At 55.0% G+C, this 21,496-nt stretch carries 22 protein-coding genes and 1 pseudogene; 11 read left to right on the forward strand and 12 right to left on the reverse strand.

The features are described from left to right. A partial coding sequence (locus HY788_20920) for a DegT/DnrJ/EryC1/StrS family aminotransferase (protein MBI4776606.1) occupies window positions 1-582 on the forward strand: 582 nt, incomplete at its 5' end. Window positions 583-1,066: 484 nt separating this feature from the next. On the opposite strand, the gene HY788_20925 is transcribed toward HY788_20920, so the two are convergent. Then, window positions 1,067-1,681 (reverse strand): isochorismatase family protein, encoded by a 615-nt coding sequence (locus HY788_20925; protein MBI4776607.1) that lies wholly within the window; start codon window positions 1,679-1,681, stop codon window positions 1,067-1,069. Between the two features lie 133 nt (window positions 1,682-1,814). On the opposite strand from HY788_20925, the gene HY788_20930 reads away from it, so the two are divergent. Continuing rightward, on the forward strand, window positions 1,815-2,480 hold the full coding sequence (locus HY788_20930) for a hypothetical protein (protein ID MBI4776608.1): 666 nt from the start codon (window positions 1,815-1,817) through the stop codon (window positions 2,478-2,480). A 77-nt stretch (window positions 2,481-2,557) separates the two neighbouring features. Here HY788_20930 and HY788_20935 read toward each other — a convergent pair whose 3' ends face one another. Further along, window positions 2,558-3,523 (reverse strand): cation transporter, encoded by a 966-nt coding sequence (locus tag HY788_20935; GenBank protein ID MBI4776609.1) that lies wholly within the window; start codon window positions 3,521-3,523, stop codon window positions 2,558-2,560. Window positions 3,524-3,555: 32 nt separating this feature from the next. Further along, window positions 3,556-4,167, reverse strand: a complete 612-nt coding sequence (locus HY788_20940; GenBank protein MBI4776610.1) for a cytidylate kinase-like family protein — start codon at window positions 4,165-4,167, stop codon at window positions 3,556-3,558. 431 nt (window positions 4,168-4,598) lie between these two features. Between HY788_20940 and HY788_20945 the strand changes: the two genes are divergently transcribed. Further along, a complete protein-coding gene (locus HY788_20945; protein MBI4776611.1) occupies window positions 4,599-5,309 on the forward strand; it encodes a hypothetical protein in 711 nt (236 codons plus the stop codon). Between the two features lie 128 nt (window positions 5,310-5,437). Here the strand turns inward: HY788_20945 and HY788_20950 are convergent, their stop codons facing one another. The 7 genes and pseudogenes from HY788_20950 to der form a co-directional block, all read right to left on the reverse strand. Beyond that, the gene (locus HY788_20950; protein ID MBI4776612.1) at window positions 5,438-6,673 is read right to left on the reverse strand and encodes a (Fe-S)-binding protein; all 1,236 of its coding nucleotides are present in this window, start codon (window positions 6,671-6,673) and stop codon (window positions 5,438-5,440) included. Between the two features lie 236 nt (window positions 6,674-6,909). Beyond that, a complete protein-coding gene (locus HY788_20955; GenBank protein ID MBI4776613.1) occupies window positions 6,910-7,686 on the reverse strand; it encodes a hypothetical protein in 777 nt (258 codons plus the stop codon). Window positions 7,687-7,790: 104 nt separating this feature from the next. Further along, window positions 7,791-7,874: pseudogene (locus HY788_20960) on the reverse strand (SEC-C domain-containing protein). Window positions 7,875-8,433: 559 nt separating this feature from the next. Continuing rightward, window positions 8,434-8,946, reverse strand: coding sequence for an archaeosortase/exosortase family protein (locus HY788_20965; GenBank protein MBI4776614.1), 513 nt, complete (start codon window positions 8,944-8,946; stop codon window positions 8,434-8,436). A 76-nt stretch (window positions 8,947-9,022) separates the two neighbouring features. Next, entirely contained in the window at window positions 9,023-10,201 is a 1,179-nt protein-coding gene (locus tag HY788_20970; protein MBI4776615.1) for a DUF11 domain-containing protein, read from the reverse strand. A gap of 392 nt (window positions 10,202-10,593) precedes the next feature. Then, window positions 10,594-11,256: a methyltransferase domain-containing protein gene (locus HY788_20975; protein ID MBI4776616.1), complete on the reverse strand. Its 663-nt coding sequence runs from the start codon at window positions 11,254-11,256 to the stop codon at window positions 10,594-10,596. Window positions 11,257-11,263: 7 nt separating this feature from the next. Then, complete coding sequence (gene der, locus HY788_20980) at window positions 11,264-12,613, reverse strand: ribosome biogenesis GTPase Der (GenBank protein ID MBI4776617.1); 1,350 nt, start codon at window positions 12,611-12,613, stop codon at window positions 11,264-11,266. 136 nt (window positions 12,614-12,749) lie between these two features. Here der and HY788_20985 point away from each other — a divergent pair, with 136 nt between their 5' ends. From HY788_20985 to HY788_21020, 8 genes are all read left to right on the forward strand, one after another. After that, window positions 12,750-13,091, forward strand: a complete 342-nt coding sequence (locus HY788_20985; protein ID MBI4776618.1) for a ferredoxin family protein — start codon at window positions 12,750-12,752, stop codon at window positions 13,089-13,091. Between the two features lie 28 nt (window positions 13,092-13,119). Then, window positions 13,120-14,235 carry a 2-oxoacid:acceptor oxidoreductase subunit alpha gene (locus HY788_20990; GenBank protein ID MBI4776619.1) on the forward strand — a complete coding sequence of 372 codons (1,116 nt, stop codon included), beginning with the start codon at window positions 13,120-13,122 and terminating at the stop codon, window positions 14,233-14,235. A gap of 8 nt (window positions 14,236-14,243) precedes the next feature. Next, window positions 14,244-15,125: a 2-oxoacid:ferredoxin oxidoreductase subunit beta gene (locus tag HY788_20995; protein MBI4776620.1), complete on the forward strand. Its 882-nt coding sequence runs from the start codon at window positions 14,244-14,246 to the stop codon at window positions 15,123-15,125. Window positions 15,126-15,157: 32 nt separating this feature from the next. Continuing rightward, window positions 15,158-15,682, forward strand: coding sequence for a 2-oxoacid:acceptor oxidoreductase family protein (locus HY788_21000; GenBank protein ID MBI4776621.1), 525 nt, complete (start codon window positions 15,158-15,160; stop codon window positions 15,680-15,682). Between the two features lie 45 nt (window positions 15,683-15,727). Continuing rightward, entirely contained in the window at window positions 15,728-18,175 is a 2,448-nt protein-coding gene (locus tag HY788_21005; GenBank protein MBI4776622.1) for a hydrogenase iron-sulfur subunit, read from the forward strand. A 2-nt stretch (window positions 18,176-18,177) separates the two neighbouring features. After that, the gene (locus HY788_21010; protein MBI4776623.1) at window positions 18,178-18,438 is read left to right on the forward strand and encodes a 4Fe-4S dicluster domain-containing protein; all 261 of its coding nucleotides are present in this window, start codon (window positions 18,178-18,180) and stop codon (window positions 18,436-18,438) included. Window positions 18,439-18,677: 239 nt separating this feature from the next. Beyond that, on the forward strand, window positions 18,678-19,601 hold the full coding sequence (locus HY788_21015; GenBank protein MBI4776624.1) for a CoB--CoM heterodisulfide reductase subunit B: 924 nt from the start codon (window positions 18,678-18,680) through the stop codon (window positions 19,599-19,601). 76 nt (window positions 19,602-19,677) lie between these two features. Beyond that, window positions 19,678-20,229 (forward strand): cob(I)yrinic acid a,c-diamide adenosyltransferase, encoded by a 552-nt coding sequence (locus tag HY788_21020; protein MBI4776625.1) that lies wholly within the window; start codon window positions 19,678-19,680, stop codon window positions 20,227-20,229. 110 nt (window positions 20,230-20,339) lie between these two features. Here HY788_21020 and HY788_21025 read toward each other — a convergent pair whose 3' ends face one another. After that, on the reverse strand, window positions 20,340-20,972 hold the full coding sequence (locus HY788_21025; GenBank protein ID MBI4776626.1) for a hypothetical protein: 633 nt from the start codon (window positions 20,970-20,972) through the stop codon (window positions 20,340-20,342). 180 nt (window positions 20,973-21,152) lie between these two features. After that, window positions 21,153-21,437 carry a hypothetical protein gene (locus HY788_21030; protein MBI4776627.1) on the reverse strand — a complete coding sequence of 95 codons (285 nt, stop codon included), beginning with the start codon at window positions 21,435-21,437 and terminating at the stop codon, window positions 21,153-21,155. Between the last annotated feature and the right edge of the window lie 59 nt (window positions 21,438-21,496).

A 21,496-nucleotide genomic window follows, 5' to 3' on the forward strand; every position in this document is an offset into this window, starting at 1 on the left:
AGATACGCGCGCACGGTTCCCTCAACCTGGATCAAAACACTACGCCGGCTGGTGTATCTCTTGACCAGCGTACCGGCGGTATACACTCGGCTGCATGGCATTGTGGGATGGCTGTCCGGCTGGAGAGCGCTCGAGGCCAAGCTGCTGGAAGAGGACGAAACGGTTCTCCATATGCCGCCGGATTATCTCACGGCCCTGTCCGGGCTCGAAGCCCGAGTGGGTGTGGCGAACCTGGCTCGGCTCGACCGAGCGCCGCGAAACTATGTTGATTCGGCCGGGTATTACTTCAGGCATATTCCGAAGCGGAGCGGTGTGAGGCTTCCTCCGGAAATGCCCGGCGCCACGTATTCGCACTTCGTCCTGAGGGTAAGGAACCGGGACGAATGGGTACTACATGGTCTCCGAGCGGGAATCCAACTTGGAACCCTGTACGAATACAGCATGCCGGAGTTGCCCGATTATGGGAGTTCTTCCCCCGACGCCTTTCCGGAGGCCGGAAAGCTCGCAAGACACACCCTGCATCTTCCGGTATGGGGAGGGGCGCGCCTGGCTTCCGAGGTCGTCGGGAGGCTGTTTCTGTAATCCGCGTGTGTGGCGGTCAACCCGGAAATCTTCTGAACGGCGGATCATTATGATTTCTAAACCGCCCGTGCGGCGGTCAACCCACGTAGGGGCGGTTCGCGAACCGCCCCCCACCGCGTGCGCGGCGGTCGGCTGGGAACGCCGAGCCCCGGCTCGGCCCATCTGTTTCTATGCCGCGTGTGCGGCCCTCTGTGTCGATGAGAGTGAGATCCCGGTAGGGGCGAATCATCGTTCGCCCGCCGTTTCACCTCCACTGTGCGTCGGTGAAACGTAGGGGCGGGTTTAAAACCCGCCCGCGATCTTTCTAAATCGCCTGTGCGGCGGTCAATTCACCGGACAAGGAACCTATTTTTCGAGTTGGTTCCGTGGCTCCGGCCATTTCCATGTGTTTACCCGCCGCGAATCGAAGCTGTTGTTTCGTAAAGACTGAGGAATTTCAAAGTCTTCGAAGAAGCGGATGTGGTTGATCGGGTCGGGTTCCTCGTCATCGGGAAGTCGGCTCACGATGAGACCCCGAAAGGTGATTTTCGAGTTCCTCCGAGGATATGACATGGGCGAAGCCATACGCCAGGTTGATCAAGCTGGCTGTGTGCAGTTCCTCATCGGCCGCGGCCGTGGCGTCGGCAACGAAGAATATGCGGTAATCGAGCATGAAACCGTCCCTGGCCGTGGTCTCGCAGCAACAGTTGGTCAGGACCCCGGTAATGACGAGGTCTTCGATGCCTAAAGCGCGCAACCGCCCGTCCAAATCGGTTCCGTGAAAGGCGCTGTAGCGGTTCTTTTCTATGATGGTTTCGTCGGGTCGGGGCTGTATGTCGTCCAGAAAACGCCACGGATCGGAACCATACTCGAGCAGATGCCCCCACCAGCGCTCGATCATGCCGCCGTCCCGTTCCGGATGTTGGTGTCCGTGACGGGAAAAAATTACGGGGATTTCACGCTTACGACAAGTGTCGACGATACGGCGTACGGCGCGTACAATATCCCCCGCGGCCCACGCGAAGTTCTTTTGCATATCGATCACCAGCAGGGCGGTCTTCTTCGCATCCGGCAGCGCCCTGCGAATGTTGTATTTCCGTATCTTGTCCATGGCGTCCATGCGGGCTCCTCCTTGATTCCCGAGTCGGTTCGATAGCCGCCCCTCCCGTCTTCAAGTGCTTCGGCGTCAACGGCTTCATAGTAGCCTAAACCATCCACGAATGAAAACCGCTTGTACGTCTCAGGCTCGATGCATGCGTACGCGCCGCGCCCCCAACTCCTTTCTCAGAGAAAACGCAGGGGCCTGCAGGGCCGCCTCGGCCGCCATAACCTGTTTTGGAGGGGCGTGCGTGAGTGTGGGGAGTTCGTACATGAAAAGCGGCAAGGCTGAAATGGGTTTCCAAGGCCGGCCGTCCTATGATATGAATAAATGGAAATCTGCCGATTTGGAGTTACAGGTGGAAACAGGTCACGGGGAAACGATCTGCGAGGAGATTGACGGGCGGCGGGTCCTGAAAGATCGTCGGAGGAAGCCCACCAATCCCTTCGGGCCCTGGGCGTTTAAAGGACGGCGTAGAACGGTGCGGCGTCTGGAAGATCGCCGTCGCACACCTTGTGTGGATCAGTATGACCTGCGTCTGTTCCTGGTGTCCATTCTTATCGTGCTTTTATGTACAGCCGACGGACTGTACACAATTCTCCATGTTTCCAATGGCGCGGTGGAGGTGAATCCATTCATGGATTCGCTCCTTCGGATGGGTCCCGAATACTTTTTCTACATGAAATACATGCTGACCGCTCTGTGCGTCTTCCTGTTGGTGTTATACAGATACCACCCGGTTGCACGCATCATGATGATGGGCGTCGTTACGCTGTACGGTTTGCTCCTTTCCTATCATATCCTGTTGCTGGTCTGTTAACCGACGTCGGCGGATTCCAGAAGATCTCTCCTCATACGCCGTGAATGGATACGAAAAGTGATCGTTTGTCGTACGGTTCAGGAACGCCTGGAAGGCTCCGGAGGATAGGGCGGGGCTTCCTTTCCGTCGGGTTTGTGAGGATCCACATGCACGATCACGGCCTCGATCTGTTTGATTTCTCGAAGCAGACATTCCTCGACGCTTTTAGCTATGGAATGTCCTCCGGCGACGGTGATCTTCGGATCCACTTCAATGTGGATCTCCATCTGGATTTTTCCGGCCGAGGTCCTCGCTTTGATATCGTGCACGTCTTTGACGCCCTGACTTTCCCGCGCGCAGCTTCGGATCACCGAAATAATCTCATCGTTGGGAGCCGTGTCCGTAATTTCTTTGGCGGCGTCCCAGCAGATGGAAGCACCCACGTAAGCGATCATGATGGCGACCACCGCGGCGGCGACGGGGTCCAGAAAGGCCAGGGATTTGTGCAAATGGCCTGCCCCCGCGCCGATCACGACGGCTATGGAAGATAAGGCGTCCGACCGATGGTGCCATGCGTTACCGTGGATTACCGGACTTTGGATGCGTTTCCCAATGACGATGGTATAACGGTAAAGCCATTCCTTGGTCACAATGGAAAGGAACGCCACCCCGGCCGCATATATGCTGGGAACGGTTCTAACGCCGGAAATCCCACTTATAATGGCGGCTACAAGAATGTAGAGACCGGTTCCCGTCAGCACGACCCCTATGATCAGAGAAAAAAACGTCTCTATGCGGCCGTGACCAAAGGGGTGGCCGGTATCGGTAGGGCTTCTTCCCCACTTGAGCCCTACGATCGTGACGATGTCGGTCAACAGATCTGAAATCGTGTGGACACCGTCGGCTATCAGAGCTTGGCTTTGGGCAAGAACCCCTACCGATACTTTGATGACGGCCAATATCAGGTTGACGAACAGCCCAACGAACGTGACTCTCAGGCCACTTTTAAGCTCCGTTTTGCCTCGATTTTCGGGAGCAGGGTATTGGGCGGTAAATCCGGGCATGGAAGATGGGAAGATCCTTTTGTGAGTTTCGGTTACACGTTCAGAAGTTTGACGATCAGTTCTTCGGTCTTGCTCATTCCCAGGCGACCGGTGTTGATCACCAGGTCGTACAGCAGGGGTGCATCGTGGTTTTCTGTCGAAAAGCAGTTCAGAAAAAGGGTTCTCTGCCGATCTTCCCGGGCTATGGCCTGTGCTGCCACTCTTTCCGTAACCCTATATTTCTCTATCAGGAACTGCTCTCTGTGTTTTCTGTCGGCAACGAGCAGAACGTGCAGCGTATTCGGCTGGTTCTGCAAGATATACTGACCGCCTCTTCCAAGAATGATCACATCACCTTGTTTGTGCAGTTCCAGAATGACTTCCCTGACAACGCCCACGTAGCGGTCCGCGTCGATGTAGCCGCGTTCTTCCGAAAGCACCCGGTCGATAAACTTCTTGCTGATGAGGCTGTCCAGGAATTTCATCAGTTTTGAACCGCCGGATTTCTCAAAAGACAATACCCCTTCCGGAGAGACTTTCGCCTTGGAAGCCACCTGTTCCAGCATGTCTTCGTCCACAAGGCGATATCCGATTCTTTTTGCCAGTCTTTCTCCCAGGTCCCTTCCACCGGCTCCAAATTGTCGACTAATGGTAATTACAGCCATCTTGTTCTCCTTACAAAGACAGAATTAGCTCAACACAGTTCCATCCCTATATGTGGTCGATAATGTTTCTGAATCATTTTGGCGTTAGTTTATCAAAAAATCCGCTGTCTGGGTAAAGTTTTTGGTGGCGGAAATTCCGAAACGTCGGATTTGGACGATGTGGAGAAGAACAACGCGCATCGCGGGCGCGCCTCGGCGCCGGCTGTTCCGGGCCGGAGCCCGATAGTGAAAAAAAGGCAGAAAAAACTCGATATTTGTCTTTATACCAGGTTGTTCCTATGATGGATGAGAATACAGTGGCTCTGCCTGGAATTTCGGGTAACAGCGGCACTATCAGCCGTTGATTCACACGACGTAAATCTGTATGATCGGTCAACATTGGTAGAGTGTCGAAAGATCAGGCAGAGATTGTTACTGGCAGAGGTTGGCGTATGAAGAAGCTGGCAGTCCTGACGATCGTTTTGTTTGCGGTTCTGAGCGCGCCTGCATCCCACGCAGCATTTCCACCCGTTCCCGAGGATGCGGCAATCTATCCCGTTGAGCATTTCACCCAGGTGGCGCTCATGTATTCCTGGGCCGAAGGCGGCGAATTGTACGTCCACTTCAGACTGCTTTCAGAGCGGTTTTTTGTGTGCGACGTTGGTTTTTCGATTCTACAAAACGGCAGCGAGCTGGGGAACCTCTCGCTTCTTGATGAAGACCAAGCTCCATTCTGCGGCTATTTCGATACCGATCGGACGTTCATGATCGAAGATCCTTTCTCACGCCTCAAAGCGACGGAGCCTTTTACTCTGGAGCTTAGCGCCAACCGGATTTATACCCTCGATATAATGCCCATGAGCCCGCAGGCCGATATGCCTGAAAACGGAATATGGCGGGAGGCGAATGGTAAGATCAGCTTCTACCTGCAGAAATACGAAAATAAGTCAGCGGCTGTCGTGGCGACGACCGACGGCTGTGATAACATCATATTCATCGATCCCGACTATACGGACGGACTCACCGTTTCGAACGATCTGGGAAAGAATGGCTACAGTTTCAACTTGATTCTGGTGACGCGCACCAGCGGGATCGCCGTGGCAAGGATGCCCAAAGGCACGATTATCGAGAATGTGTCCGTGGCATTCTTGGAGGCAAACTGAGTAACGCCTATCTGTGGACGACCATGACGGCCCGAACCTCGAGGTTCGGGTTTTTTGTTCCTTGCGCTAAGTATTCAACTCCCGCCCCAAAATGCGCACGGGGATAGGTCGGTTGGAAATCCGCTCGATCAAACGAGTTCTAAGGGATGGACAACTCGAATGTGACGGTTGGCAGGGAAGTTGGACAGGGCCATACGGCACGAAGGGCAGGGTGTAGCCACCAGGTCCGCTTCCGTTTCCAGAATCGAGGCGATCTTCTTCGCCGTGATGGATTGTGATATTTGAGGTTCGTCAAACTGGAAGGAACCTCCCCCTCCGCAGCATGCATCCGCCTTCCTCATCTCCCGGAACTCAAGGCCTTCTATGGACTGAATCAATTTCCTCGGTTGTTCCTGTATTCCCTGCCCCTTGGCCAGATGGCAAGGGTCATGATAGGTTACCACCAGACGGTGCGAGGCTTTTGTCGAGGAAGAAGGCGCCAGGATAGGGTGGTCGGATAGGAACTCGTGAATATCACGTGTTTTCCCGGAGAGAATTCGGGCCTCCTCGACAGGCAATCCCAGGTGATCAAGCAGGTAGGGAATCTCCTTCTTGAAGGCGGAACCGCACGTGGGACAGTCGACGATAACGGCATCCACGTCCAGACGACTGAACAGCCGCACGTTCCGCCGAATGTTATGCAAAGCCTGATCGTAGGCCCCCGCCGTGATCATAGGCATGCCGCAACACATTTGTTCGCGCGGAATCACTAGTTCCATTCCGGCGCCGGTAAGAGCCCTTGTCGTGGCCTCTCCTACTTCACCGAAAAAGAAGTGCGTGGCGCATCCATAGAAGTAAGCCACCCGGCCGCGGCGTTTCCCGATAGCCGGCGTAACAACGGGGCTGTGTTCGCCAAAAAACGTTCGGCTGAACGCCGGTAGCGAAACCGAGCGGCCTTCCGATTTCCAGGAAGGCATACCGCCGGCCATTTCAGAGCCGAACCTCGCGAATCGGGCCACTCCGCGCATAAGAGACGGATGCTCCATGATCTTGAACAATAGGGCCTTACGCCAGTCCATTCCCCGATGGAGAAGGGACGCTCGTCTCAGGTCCGTGTAGAGGTGAGCGCCGTGCACGCCGGCCGGGCAGGCTTGCACACATCGGCCGCAAAGAAGACACATCGAAACCATTTCCGCTGCCCGGTGCGATAATTCGAACTCCTTCGATTGAATTCTGGCTGCCAGTTCTATCTTTCCGCGAGGAGAAAAAGGTTCGGTTCGAAGCTCGTCATAGACCGGGCACACGCCAAGGCACGTGCCGCAGCGGTTGCACAGGTCAAGAGGGTTCCTCGAGATTGTCGATATGGACTTAGGGTTTACCGGCATTACGGGGCCTTGCCGCCGTTCGTAGTTAACTCGACGATAACGAGTCGATGCATGTGCAATCGGGCTTTCCCTGACTCTAGTAACACCGATACAACCGGGATTCAAGTGCGGGCGCGGAGTGGGCCGGCAGAGCGCCGATCCTGTCGGGATCATCGAGGACTATGGAACGCGCGGTTAAAGTGGACAGGGTCCGGTGAATATCCGGAACCCTGCCGCAAATCCGTTCAGATACCTGGTCAGAAAACCACTTCAATGGCCGGAGCCTGGAAATATTTGTAGATGTCTCCGGTCACTGGTATCTCACCCGGGGGTGTGAAAGCAAAGCTGCCTTCCTTGGCTGAAATCCCTATGGAAGAAGGCATTACGATCGCCTGGACGTCCGTGCTTACCGGAGCAAACGTTAGCCCGAGATGAGCTTCGGCTTTCAAAAGGTCGAATTCCGAGAAGCCGTCTTCCACGTCGGAGTCGAGAAAGGCGAAAAACGAAGCGCCACTATCGTCCGTCACGATGGCGATGGCGGACGTGGGAGTCACATTGTGGTAGGTCTGAAAATAGAGATTGAACAGGGGTGTGGCTCCCATGGGCGGCTGGTCCTTGTAAATGCCGTTCAAATCGGTAAATACCGTGTCCGGCGCTTCGGTCCACCGATAGATACTGAACGCGGCGATAACGCCTCCGGCGGTGAATACAGCCTCCGCCGTGGTGTCGCCTGAAAACGGCGACAAAGTGAGATGGGCGTCCGCGCCCCCGATTTCGTCTTCATCGAGACCGGCTGTGTACTCGGAGCCTAGAAAGGCGTAAAGCCGCTGTCCCGCATTGTGCGCACCTCCGGAATTGTCGAGAAGTACGGCTATGATGGCCTGAGACTCGTAGGTCTGCACGTAAAGCGCGTACTTGACATCCTCGGGATTACCGGAAGGAGCGACATCCTTGTAAACGCCGTCAGGCACGGCCCAAGCCATGCCGGATAGCAGAAAGAAGAAGCATACGGTCAGTAGGACCTTGTTGTTCATGGACTTCCCTCCCTTTAGACGAAGGCCCTCCGGGCGTTTCGCCTCTGAAGGCGTGTGATGTTTGGGGTTCGCTTCGGATTATGGAAGCAAGGTCGAGCGGGGCCCTATGCTCCGCAGCACAGTTTATATTTCTTGCCACTGCCGCAAGGACAGGGGTCGTTTCGCCCCACGGACTTGGATCGGCCGACCTTGGCCACGCCTTTAGCCAATCCTAGAATTTCCTTCTGGCAAAACAAGAACCAGATCAAAAAGGGAACGATAAACATACCCATGTGGGCGTAAAAGCGGTTGACCTCAAACAGAAGGGATCGTGTGGCATCGGAGTAGGGGATCAGCTTGGGATCGGGAGAGAGAGAGATGCCGGCGTAGGCGAGATCAACAAATGATTCCGCGCAGTGAACGCCGACCATGATCAGGAGAGCCCATAAGGATTTCTTGATTCTGCTCAAGAGCACAACGTCGGGAGTCGCTACGATCAGTGCGAGAGTGATGACCAGATTCATATAAACGAAATAGGCGTCGTAACGAATGGCCTGAACTTTCTCGACGCCCTTAAACAGGAAGCCGGCAAAGGAGATTCCGGGGCGGGTAGATATTTGAAGGAGATTCTCATTCGTCATAAGCACCAGACTCTTGGCCGGAGCCAAAATGATCAAGGCGTACAAAGGAAAGAGAAAATGGTAGAGCGCAAAGCAAACCACTATGCCGAGGACGAACCTCGCCAGAAAGCGGACGACGGGTGTCTGATTACTTAGGCTGACGGACATAGATCAATAGCCACGCAACGAAAACCGCAAAGGTGACGATGACCATGGCCGGCTGCAAGATCTGCACGTGCATGGTCTGAAAAGAGTCCGGAAAATTCAGTTTGGTCAGGGCCAGGATCAGGATGCGCAAATAATTGAACCCGAGTATTACCGGTATGCCGATCGCCAGCCCTAGGATCTTGCGTCCGATGCTCACCGGAAAGGGGATAATAGCGGCAACAAGGAGGATCAGCGAAGTCAGCCCGTCGCATCCGCGCGTGATCTCAAAGGCGAAACCGGGATGCCGCAGGATGTTTCCCTCCCACGAGAATCCCTGATAGAAGACGCTCATCACCGCATACACCGCGTGGGTCAAGAGAGCGAAGTAAGGCAGGAGAGAATCAAAATTGGTAACGAAGAGGTAATAGAGCACCGAGAAGATCAGCAGGAACAGGAGAATATATTTGGGAATCCAGTACCTTCTGGAGAAGGCATCCGGCTTTTCAGTGGGCATGTTAAAGGCCTGTGGGCGAACGCAAAAAAGGCGAACCGAAATTCGCCTTTTTTGCGCTACGGTAATTTACGTTTGATTAGCTGTTATGCGCGTGGCGACGACGGATGAAGTACAGGGTGGCCAGAATCATCAGAATTCCGGTCAAAGCCATGGTGAAATCCGTCATACCGGGCACCGGCTGTTCTTGCACGATGGGCCGGGTTACGCAGGCCAGGCACGGACCTGCCGACACGCCGGGGAAGTCGACGGAGTTTACGAACACGTTGTTACAGATCGTTTGGCCTTCCTCGAGGGCGTCTATGATAATTCTATACGTGATCACCCTGTTTCCGCCCGCGGCCAGCGTCAATCCGCTCCATGTCAGCGTCTGACCGGCTACGGTGGGTTCGCCCGCGCTGGAAGAGCCGGCGACATAGGAGAATCCCACATCCAGGGTATCGACAATATTGATGATGGTATCGGACTCACCGCTGTTGGTGGCCGTTACCGTAGCCGTGATTTCCTGTCCGGGCTCACCGGAGGAAGCGTTGAAAGACTTCTGACAGCTCAAAGCCGGGGGAGACGGCGGACTCACGATGGTGCCCGCTTCATCCTCGCCGGGACCGTCAATTTCGGAACCGGCTTTGACCTGGATTCCCCACTGGCTGCGGAAATCGAGACCCGCGACGGCAACTCCGTGGATGGTTATAGTAAACTGACGGATCCAGTTGGCGGCGTTGGTCATGTCGATGTTGGTCGGAGTGACGGTGACACCCGCCGTGTTGGAAAATACGTTATTTCCACTCGTATTGGCCGGCTGGAAAATGATCTCGACGAGGGCGCCGTTGCTGCATCCAATAACGGCCGCACCCGGCTGACAAATGTTAATGGTGTACGCCTCTTGTGTCGGGCCTCCGTTTCCGGGTGCATCATCGTATTGGCATGGATCCGGACCCGCCGGGGGTTCACCGCAATCCTGCTGCGGATCGTTGTCCACACACCAACCCGCCGGCGGCAGAATCGTGGAGCCGGCGTCTGCGTTTCCATTCCCTACGATGCCGTCCAACACGATGGTGACGTTGATCGCATCGTTGTCTTCGCTAGCGATTCCGGATACCTGGGAAATATCGAACCCGTTGGTGAAAGGACACTGGGTCGAGGCATTTTCCCCAACGCTATCCGAAAAGCTGAACGGGTAATCCTGAATACTCCATGCCGCCGGGCCATATAAGCACATCGTGGCGACTAAGAAGGTTAACAATAGAAGCTTCTTCATTTCTACTTCCTCCCCTGTTCTGTTAAAAGATACTAACTCCTATTTCTTTTCTCCTGGCGGCTAGACCACTTAAATGCACACCTTTTATAGACCAGATTTGAGCAAAAAGCAAGCTATTTGTGAATCACGTGCCGGAGAGCCGTATACGGACCGTCCGCCGTCGTATGCACTTAATGGCTCCGGCGCAAGGCGAGCGAAAGTGCTACCCGACCAAAGTAGATATATAGTGGATCCTTACGCAAGAATCAAGCACGGTCGCTTTATTCCGTTCCGGGCATGAGGCGCCGGCCTTACGGAAAGCGGCGATCACCAAGGCGGAATCAGGAACGGGAAGCACGGCTCGTCTATCCGTGGCCGATGGCCTGACCGATCCCGCAACCGGCGATCCCCCTTCAATCGTTCGATGCCGTCCCCTGCTCCGCAGCGCCGGAAGTCCGCAGGGCGCTCACCAGAAAAAGAAGGGGCTCGTCCACATAGGAGAGTAATTGAAATCCGTGGCCGGCAAGCAGGCCTTCGGCTTCTTCCTTGCCCGGGAGGGGATCCAGGGGGAACGGGGCTCGCTCGATCAAATCAAGTACAAAGGCGCGTCCCATGGGGTGGCTGATCAGCAGTCTTCCCCCGGAATTCATCATCCTGTGAACGTTATCGAGGGCCGACGCCTTATCCGCGATGTTGGAGAAGCAGGCGTTGATATACACCACATCCAGAATTCCATCCGGCAAATCCAGCGTGCTCACATCGGACAGGTGAGGTTCAATGTCCGGATTGTGGGTCCGGTTTCGCTCCATCATCTTTTGCGACAAGTCACACGCAATGATCCTGCCGGGGCCTTGCGCCCGAATCATTGGAATCAACGTGCCCGGCCCGCTGCCCACATCGAGCACGGTTTCCCCCGGTTGTATGGCGCCGGCGGCAACGATGCGTTTCAATCGTTCCGGAACACCGGGTGGATACGGCGGTTCGAATACGTCCACCATCGCATCGAACACTTCCCTCTGCAGCCGGTTGATTCGCTCGAGTTCCTCGTTCGTAGAATCGTTCCCGTACTCGGACATGTGGCGCCTATGTGCGCTTTCGTCTGCGGCGTCGGGAAGGTTCCGACCGGGCTCTGAAAACAAGTCTCACCGGCGTCATTTCCAGATGGAAGCGGGCTTTGATCTGATTGGCCAGAAAACGCTCGTACGAAAAATGAACACCTTCGGGAGCGTTTGCGAAAATCAGGAAACTGGGGGGGCGGATTCCGGTCTGAGTGGCGTAATAGAATTTCACCGGACGGTTTCGGAATCGGGGCGGCGAATGCTTCGATACGGCCGATTGGATCAGATCGTTCAACTCCGGAGTGGCCACTCGGGTGGTATATTCCCGGTATAAGTCCAAGATGATATCGAACAGTCGGTGCAGGCCTTTACCCGTAAGAGCGGAAATAGGCAATATCGGAGCGTATGAAAGGTATTTCAGCTTACGTTCTAGTTCCTGCTTGTGCCGGTTCAGGTCCTTCGCTTCGCTTTCAAGAAGGTCCCATTTGTTCAGCAACAGGATGACCGCCATGCCTCGTTCGTAGGCGTAGCCGGAGATTCTCACGTCCTGCTCGGACACGCCTTCCGTGGCGTCGATCAGCAGGAGTGCAATGTGGCATTCCTCCATGGATTTCAGCGACTTCATTACGCTGTATTTTTCCAGACGAAGCCCCACCCGAGATTTCCGCCGGATACCGGCGGTGTCTTTGAACAGGAATCGGTGACCGTCTTTCTCCACGATGGTGTCTATGGCGTCTCTGGTGGTCCCCGGAATGTCCGTCACCAGCAGGCGCGGTTCGCCGAGAATGGAGTTGATCAGTGAAGACTTTCCCACGTTGGGCCGACCGACAACAGCCACTGAAATAGCCGCGGTTTCCTGTTCGATGGTTTGCGTTCGCTCGGGAAGCAACGTGACCAGATGATCCATCAACGAAGAAACGCCGTATCCGTGGGAGGAAGAGATCGGAAATATACTCTCCGCTCCCAGGCCAAAAAAATCATCCGCCAACCGTTCGTGTTCCGGACCGTCGACTTTATTGGCGCACACGATCAGCGGTTTTTCGGAGCGTGAAAGACGGAGGTAAATGTCCCTGTCGTCGTGGGTAAGGCCGGCGTTTGCATCCACAAGAAACAGAATGACGTCCGCTTCCTCGACCGCCAGCAGCGTCTGTTCGCGCATCTGCACGGACAGGGCGTCCTCGGAAACCGGCTCAAACCCTCCTGTATCCACGATGGTAAATTCATGGTCGTTCCAACGGGCCGGAGAATAGTTTCGGTCCCGGGTCACGCCGGGGGCGCGATCCACAATGGCTTTTCGAGACCGGCACAACCGGTTAAAAAGTGTCGACTTCCCTACGTTGGGACGTCCTACGATGGCAACTAGTGACGAGATCATAAACACGACCCTAACGACGGCCGACGGGATTGTCAATCGTGTTTTTGCCTGCCCCTGAACCGTAGCCGGGGGCAAAGGACTTGACAGGTCAATCTGCAAACCGGTAGTCTCACACGCTCGTTCATGAGGTGATACTATGCGATTTTGGCGACTTCCACTGGACGCAAAAGATCATTCCGTCCCAGTCGGAGAACTCCACATCATTGCGGATCGTTGCAAGGGTTGCGGGTTCTGTATTGAATTCTGCCCCAATAAAGTCCTCTTTGAATCCAAGATATTCAATGTAAAGGGATACCATCCTCCGGAGACGTTGCCCGGCCGGGAGCTCGAGTGCGTGAATTGCAACTTGTGTCAGGTCATCTGTCCCGAGTTCGCCATTTACAGCACGCTGAAGCTTTCCAAGGAGCTGAGCAAAGAAGACATCATGCGATACAACGAGCTGATGAAGACACGGAGGAGAGACTATGTCCGTGAATGAACGGGCGGTGCTCACGGGCGAGCATTTCATGAATGGGGACGAGGCCAGCGCCGAGGGGGCGCTGGCGGCGGGCTGCGGTTTCTTTGCCGGATACCCGATCACTCCTGCCACGGAGGTGGCCGAGCGAATGTCCAACCGCCTCCCCGAGATTGGAGGCGTCTTCATACAGATGGAAGATGAAATCGCTTCCATGGCGGCTCTCCTGGGCGCGTCCTGGGGCGGCGTAAAGGCGATGACGTCTACATCCGGCCCCGGCTTTTCTCTGATGATGGAGAACATCGGACTCGGTATGATGACGGAAACGCCGTGCGTGGTGGTGAACATCCAACGGGCGGGACCGTCTACGGGTTTGCCCACGTTGGTCGGGCAGGCGGATGTGATGCAGTGCCGATGGGGCTCCCATGGAGATTACGGGGTGATCGCCTTGGCGCCGGGATCCGCTCAAGAGATGTTTGATCTCACCATTGAAGCCTTTAATCTTTCGGAAACGTATCGGCAGCCCGTATTCATCATGTCCGATGAAATCGTAGGCCATATGTTTGAAAAGGTAGTGATCCCGCCCGCGGACCACATTCGATTGGTTCCCAGGCGTAAGCCTACAACAGAGCCGTGGGCCTGCATCCCGTTTCAGGCCGAAGATGGATTGGTGCCTCCCATGGCCTGTGCGGGAGAAGGATTCAGGGTGCATGTTACCGGGTTGACGCACGACGAGATGGGCTATCCACACATCGTTCCTCCCACTCAGGAACGCCTTGTAAGGCGCCTGGTGGACAAGATCCGGCTGAATGCGCGGGATATTATCCGGTTGGAGTCCCATTTTCTTGAAGACGCGGAGACGGTGGTGGTCGCATACGGATGCGTGGCCCGGAGCGCGCGGGAGTCCGTTCAGCGGGCTCGTTCCAAAGGGCTCAAGGTGGGCATACTGCGACTGATCACGCTCTGGCCCTTTCCTACCGCTCTGATCCGGGAGCTGTCCAAAACAGTGCGAACGTTTGTGGTTCCGGAAATCAATTATGGGCAGATGGCCTACGAAGTGGAGCGATGTGCGGGGGATCGCGCTCAGACCGTACTGGTAGGAATGATGGGGGGAACCATGCACACGCCCACTGCAATTCTTGAAGTGATCGAGGAGTTTTCCAGATGATTCGGCGTATGTCGGCCCTGGAGACGTTTGAAGCGTCGTGCCATCTCTCGCGGGACACGGAAAGGCATGGCGTCCATCCGGACGACGAATACCTGAAGCGCGGCCGAATTCCGCACATCTGGTGTTCGGGGTGCGGACTCGGAGTGGTGCTGAACGCGTTTATCCAAGCGCTCAAGGTGCGGGAGATTCCTCCTGACAAGGCGCCAGTAGTATCAGGGATCGGATGTTCGGGGCGCGCCGCCGGTTATCTCAATCTTGATACGTATCACACGACCCATGGACGGGGGATTCCGTTCGCCACCGGGTTGGCTCTGGCAAGGCCGGATCTCACGGTGACGGTTTTCAGCGGGGATGGGGACCTCTTTGCCATTGGGGGCAATCACCTTATCCACGCGGCCCGGCGAAACGTCGACGTAAAAGTCATCTGTGTGAACAATTTCAATTACGGCATGACCGGCGGTCAATCGGCTCCAACCACTCCGCTCGAATCTCGGACGTCCACCACACCGTATGGAAACGTCGAATATCCGTTCAACCTGGTAGGATTGGCGGGTGCGGCCGGCGCCGTATATGTGGCTCGTTGGACCACTTTTCATGTGCGTTTTCTGGTGGACAGCATTTCCGAAGCCCTTGCGAAGCCGGGTTTTACATTTATCGAGGTACTTGCGCCATGCCCGACCGGATACAACCGTCGCAATAAGTTGGGCCAGGGGTTGGATACCATGAAATTGTACCGCGAGAATAGTGTGATCCAGCATGGGATACCGCCTCAACAGGCGGAATTGGATCTGCGGAGGCGCATCGTGGTGGGAAAGTTCGTTGACATGGAAAAGCCCACGTTCCGGCGAGAGTACGAAAATCTGGTCCAGCAGAAAGCGAGGAAGTCGTGACCGAGAAGAACGACGGTAAGCTTGAACTGCGCATGGCCGGGTTTGGCGGGCAGGGCATCGTCCTGGCCGGAAACATTTTGGGGAAAGCCGCGGCTCTGTACGAGGGCCTCAACGCGGTGTTCACTCAAAGTTACGGACCGGAAGCCCGTGGAGGCTCTTGCAGTGCGGATGTCATCATTTCGACCGAAGCCATTTACTATCCCAGAGTCGCACAGCCTAAGGTGCTGGTGCTGATGAGCGAGGACGCCAAGAATACCTACGGTCCGAATACGGCCGAGAACGGGAGCATCCTGATCGACGAAGACCTGGTTCAGCTTGAACAGCCGCCCAAAAACACCAGGTTGTACAAAATACCTTCCACTCGGATTGCCGAAAATCTGGGCCGAAAGATCGTGGCCAACATCGTTATGTTGGGCTTCATCACCGCCGTCACGGGTATCATTGGTTACGAGTCCATGAAGAAAGCGATCCTGGCCAGCATTCCACCGGGAACGGAAAAGCTCAATCTGAGCGCCTTCGATGAAGGCTATAACTACGGTAATAGCAAGTATCCTTGATGCATATCTGAACGGGAGTCAGAGGTCTAGGGTCTTCGGTTCCACATGAGAAGGAGATGGTGCGAGTTGCACGTAACACATGGTAAATTGAAAGAAAAGCCGAAAATTGGCGTCTTTGTATGTCATTGCGGACTGAACATCGGCGGCGTGGTGGATGTACAGAAAGTGGCCGATTTCGCCGCGACACTTCCGGATGTGGCATTCGCTTCCGCAAATCTCTACACGTGCTCTCAGCCGGGCCAGGAGGAGATAAAAAAGGCCATTCGGGAAAAGGATCTCAATCGGGTGGTGGTTGCCTCGTGCACACCCCGTCTTCACGAACCCACTTTCAGGGCGGCGTGTGAGCAAAGCGGATTGAATCCCTATCTGTTCGAGATGGCCAACATCCGGGAACACTGCTCGTGGGTGCACCTCTACGACAAAGAGGGCGCGACTCAAAAGGCCATGGACCTGGTTCAGATGGCCGTGACGCGATCGAGGCTTCTGGAGCCACAGGTCGAAAGCTCCGTTCCCGTAATCGATCGGGCGCTGGTGATCGGCGGTGGAGTTGCCGGCATTCAGGCCGCCCTGGATTTGGCGGACTCCGGGTTCAAGGTCTACCTCGTGGAACGCACTGCGAGCATCGGCGGCCGTATGGCCCAGATCGACAAGACGTTTCCCACCATGGACTGTTCTATTTGTATACTCGCCCCGAAAATGGCGGAGGTGGGTCGGCATCCCAACATTGAATTGCTTACCATGAGTGAAGTGGAGAAGGTGGAAGGGTATGTAGGCAATTTTAGAGTGAAAGTAAGACGTAAAGCCCGTTACGTGACGGATGACTGCACCTCTTGCGGGGATTGCGTCAAGGAATGCCCCCAACTTGCTCCCGATGAATTTAACGAGGGTCTCTCGACACGTCGCGCCATTTTCATCCCTTTCGCTCAGGCCGTGCCCTCGTCGTATGTGATCGACATGGATCTATGCCTGAATAAAGAAGGGATCGTGGCGTGCGACAAGTGTTTTCACGCCTGCAAAGCCCGTTGTATTGACTTCTCCCAAAAGGAGGAAGAACTCGAACTGGACGTCGGCGCCATCATCGTGGCCACCGGGGTGGATGTGTATGATCCTTCTCCCCTCACGGAAATCGGGTACCGCAGGTTTCCCAATGTCATTACCAGTCTTGAGTTCGAACGACTCATCAATGCCGGCGGTCCCTCTCAGGGAAATTTGATCCGGCCTTCGGACCAGACGGCGCCCAAAAGGGTGGCCTTTCTTCAGTGCATCGGCTCCCGATCCACTCGCGCCAACAAATATTGCAGCAATATCTGCTGCATGAACACCATCAAAGATTCCCTGTTGATCAAAGAGCACTGGCCCGAAACGGAGATCAAAGTTTTCTATATCGATATACGCGCGTTCGGAAAGGGCTTCGAAGACCTGTTTCGACGGGCAAGGCGGGAGGGCGTCGAATTCATTCGCGGCATTCCCGGAGAGATCATCGAGGACCCGGAAACCCACGACCTCACTCTTATCGGTGAAAATATGCTCCTGGGCGAGTGGTATAAGTACCAGGTGGATATGGCGATCCTGAGCGTAGGCATCGAACCCCGGAGGGACAGTAAGCATCTCCAGCAAATCTTGAATCTTTCGACGGGGAAAGACGGCTTCTTTCTTGAAGCTCATCCCAAACTCAGACCGGTGGACACGGCCACGAGCGGCATCTTTTTGGCCGGCGGCGCGGAAGGACCGAAGGACATTAAGGACAGCGTCACTCAGGCCAGCGCGGCCGCCAGCCGGGCGGGCATTCTCATGACTCGGGGCGAGGTGAAGGTCGAGGCCATTACCGCTCGCGCGGACCCCGAGAAGTGCACCGGTTGCGGGATGTGCGTCGAAGTGTGCCCGTATAAGGCGATTCGTAAGGACGACGAAACGGGAGTCATCCATATTATTGAAGCCTCGTGCGCCGGGTGCGGAACGTGCGCCGCCGAATGCCGATTCGGGGCCATCAAAATGCGTCACTACAGCGACGAGCAAATCTATGCTCAGATCGCTTCCGTAACCCGACAAGCCTCGGAAAAGAAAATCGTGGCTTTCTGTTGCAACTGGTGCTCGTATGCCGGCGCTGACTTTGCCGGGGTGAGCCGAATTCAATATCCTTCCCAGGTGCGCATTATTCGAACCATGTGCTCGGGAAGGGTCAGCATGGATTTCATCCGGTTTGCCTTTGCCCGGGGAGCCGGCGCGGTGCTGGTCAGTGGCTGCCACCCGGCGGATTGCCACTATATCAACGCCAACATGCAGACGGAAAAGCGGGTAAAGCGGCTCTGGAAGGAGATGCAGAAAAAAGGGCTCGACGTTGATCGTTTACAGCTGGCTTGGATCAGCGCAGCCGAGGGGCGCCGTTTTGCGGGGGTCATCCAAAAGATGGCGGATCACCTCGAGCAGGTTTCCGGGAAAGAGCTTCAAAAGACCCGTGCTGCATACGAGAAGTTTCTCGGGAAGGAGCCTTGATTATGTCCGTCAAAAAGGTATGGACCATATTCGATCGAAGCCAGCTTTATGAATGCTATGAGTGTTCCAGATGCAGTGGAAGCTGTCCGGCTACTCTGGCCCACCATGGCTTGGGACCGCGGAAAATCTTGCTCAAATGCCTTCAGCAGGGCCAGGAGGCCGTCATCGAAGACCCCGCCATCTGGTACTGTACCACTTGTATGGTGTGCCAAGATCGGTGTCCGCAGGAAATCAACATACCGGAACTGTTGACCGGGCTCTGAAACATCGGCGCACAAAAAGGCAATGTTCCGGAAAAGGTAAAATTCGCCGTCGAGAAAATCGCCAAGACGGGAAGATCCCTGCTCACGTTCCGGGTCGAGCGTGAACGCGAACGTTACGGCTTGCCGCCTTTGCAGGAGATCGACACCGATGAAGTCTCCAGGATTCTCACGGAGACGGGATTTTTCAAAGATCTGAAAATAGTTCTCTAACCTGCCAATTCGTATACGGAACCCGTAAGATGTCATTAAAATACGCCTTTTTTCCCGGTTGCGTCATTCCGACAAAATATCCGCATTTTGAACGTGCTACAAGGGCTGTGGCCGAGATCTTGAATGTAGAGCTCGTGGACTTGCCTTTCAGCTGCTGTCCGCCCACTTCCAACATGAAACTCGTGCATTACGATTCATGGTTGGCCCTGGCGGTGCGTAACCTCTGTATAGCCGAAGAGCAGGGTTTGAATATCTTGACGACGTGCACCGGCTGCGTCAGCACGCTCAAAGAGGCGAACCATATTATGCAGGAAAGGCCGAATCGGCGTCGCAAGGTGAACCGCATACTCAAGAAGGTTGGAAAACAGTACGAAGGCACCATACAAATCAAACACTTGCTGGACGCGCTCTATGACGACGTCGGTCTGGACGCCATTGCCGAAAAGTGCGTGTACAACTTGAATATGAAGATCGCGTGCCACTATGGCTGCCACCTGTTTCGACCCTCCTACATCCTTTATCCGGAATTCCTGTCTCCCGCGCACAGCTATGTACCCACCTCGATGGAAGAGATCATCGAGGTTTTAGGCGGGGAGCCCGTAGATTTCATGCGGAGGTTCTTGTGTTGCGGGTATCCTCTGGGTGCAAACGTGGACGAAGACGGTTCGTACGACATCCTTCGCGAGAAACTGCACTACATCAACGCCTCGAGCGCGGAACTCATTTCGGTTGCGTGCGCATCGTGCTTCGAGCAGTTCGAATTGGGCCAGGTGATGATCAAAAAGAAGTACAAAGAGAGCTATGAATTTCCCACGTTGTATATTTCTCAGCTGATAGGCCTGGCCATGGGGTTGGGGCACAAAGAGCTGGGGCTCAAAGAACACATCCATAAAGTCAAAAGACTTCTCCCCAAGCTGGAAGAACGGGGCGACGAGAAACGAGCCTCCATATAGACGGGGTGCCGTCCAAGACGTGGTGAGGTCGACGGCGGGGCGGGGCCTTTGATATCCTTCAGGAGTACAATTTGCCGTGTACGAAAATCAGAAATACGAACCCGGTAAGAGACGCAGGAAAGGCTTGGTCCACTCTGTCTTCGGAACAGGACCCGGCAAAACAAGCCGGGCCGTGGGTCTGGCCGTGCGAATGGTTGGCGCCGGCGGCAAGGTCACGTTCGTTCAATTCATGAAATCCGGGGATTCGGCGGAGGTGGGGGTCCTGAAACAACTGCCGGGGATGCAATACCTCTGTCCCGGGACGATGCCTTTCATTTTGCCCAAAGGACCCAAGGCGGAACACTACAATCATGCTCAGAAAGCGATGGCCTGGTCATATGAACACTCGCGGAACGAGTGTGACCTTCTGATCTGCGACGAGATTCTAGATGCTTTGTACTTCAATCTGGTGAAACCGGATCAGCTGAAGGAACTGATTGTGGGGAAACGGGAGGAAACGGAGCTGGTTCTCACTGGAGCCTTTTTGCCGCAGGAGGTCGCGGCGCTTTCGGACTATGTAACTCAATTGATCCAGATCAAGCATCCCTATTACACAGGCGTCGACGCGCGAAAGGGGATTGAGTATTAGCCGCGCGGTATGGCGTGCGCTTGTTGTGCGGTCGGGCGTGTCCGAATAGGACAGCGGAACACGAAAAGGCGAACCTCGGTTCGCCTTTTCGTTGGTGCTACGCCTGATTATCAAAGGCCGTGGGTATGGCGGCGCCGGATAAAGAGGACTGCGGCTACAATCAATAGAATGCCTGCAGCCGCCAGACCGCCTCCGGTCATTCCGGGGACCTGTTCCGGGTTGCCTCCACCATCCTCGGGGATCGTTCGGGAGAACACTCGGACCCGGTCTTCCTCATCCACGACACACGGTTGTTGATTTTCATCTACCTCGGGGGTGCCGATGGTTAGGAAGGCCGTGTTGTCTATGCTTCCGGTACTGTTAATCGTCCGCTTCCACGTGAACTGGATCGGAGGATCTCCAGGCTGAGGCACGGGAGGGTACCCGTCTTGAGGGAAAGCAGCCGACTGACTGCCCGTGGCGGGCCACCTGAGTCCGCTTTGGGGATCCGAGACGATATAATACGTCCAATCCCCACCCCCATCGGGAGGGTTTTCCACCGTCAGACAGTACGTTACCTCGGTGCCGGGTTCCACGATGAGATAGTGTTCCGTTCCGCACTCGTCGCCCAACCCCACCGTTTTTTCAAACCTGAGGTTCGGTACCACCGTGCAGTTGCTTGTCGCGCCGTACACAATGCAAGGCAAAATCAAAAGATATAGAAAAGCAGAAAGAAACACCCATTTGTGAAGGCCTTTCATCATAACGCTTCTCCTTTCTTCATGAGGAAGGCGCTCTTAACTTCTTTCTCTTGTTGCTCTATCGTTGCACAATCTTTTTAACAAATCAAGATACTTCTTAGTATCTGGCGACATGCCAAGAAAAAGAAACTTTTGGTCCGAAGACCTAAAGCCTTTGCGGGATATAAAGAAGGGAGTTGTCCGCTATTCCTTATCCGTGTTTTTTGAAGCGGCAGTGTTGTTAAGGGCGGTGTCGATGAGTTCAAGCAAAGAGGTGAGCTTGGGTTTGGCGGGAGCATCAAACTGCTTTTTCCATTCCACCTCGGTCAGAATCTCTTTTAGAAAAGATTCCACCGGAAATCGATCTCTCCAGCAAGCGAGGGCGCGGGTGCACGGCAGTCCCGAAACCTCAATCCGGCAATAAGCGAACGTAATCAAGGCGCCGAGTTTGGGACATCGGATTAGAAGTTCGTCATGTTGCTGATGCAAGGTCGATGATGACAAGAATCCCTCGTTACAAGAATGTATGACAAAAAGTATGAAAAAGG

The organism is Deltaproteobacteria bacterium (assembly GCA_016208165.1).
Taxonomy (GTDB): Bacteria; Desulfobacterota; Desulfarculia; order JACQYL01; family JACQYL01; genus JACQYL01.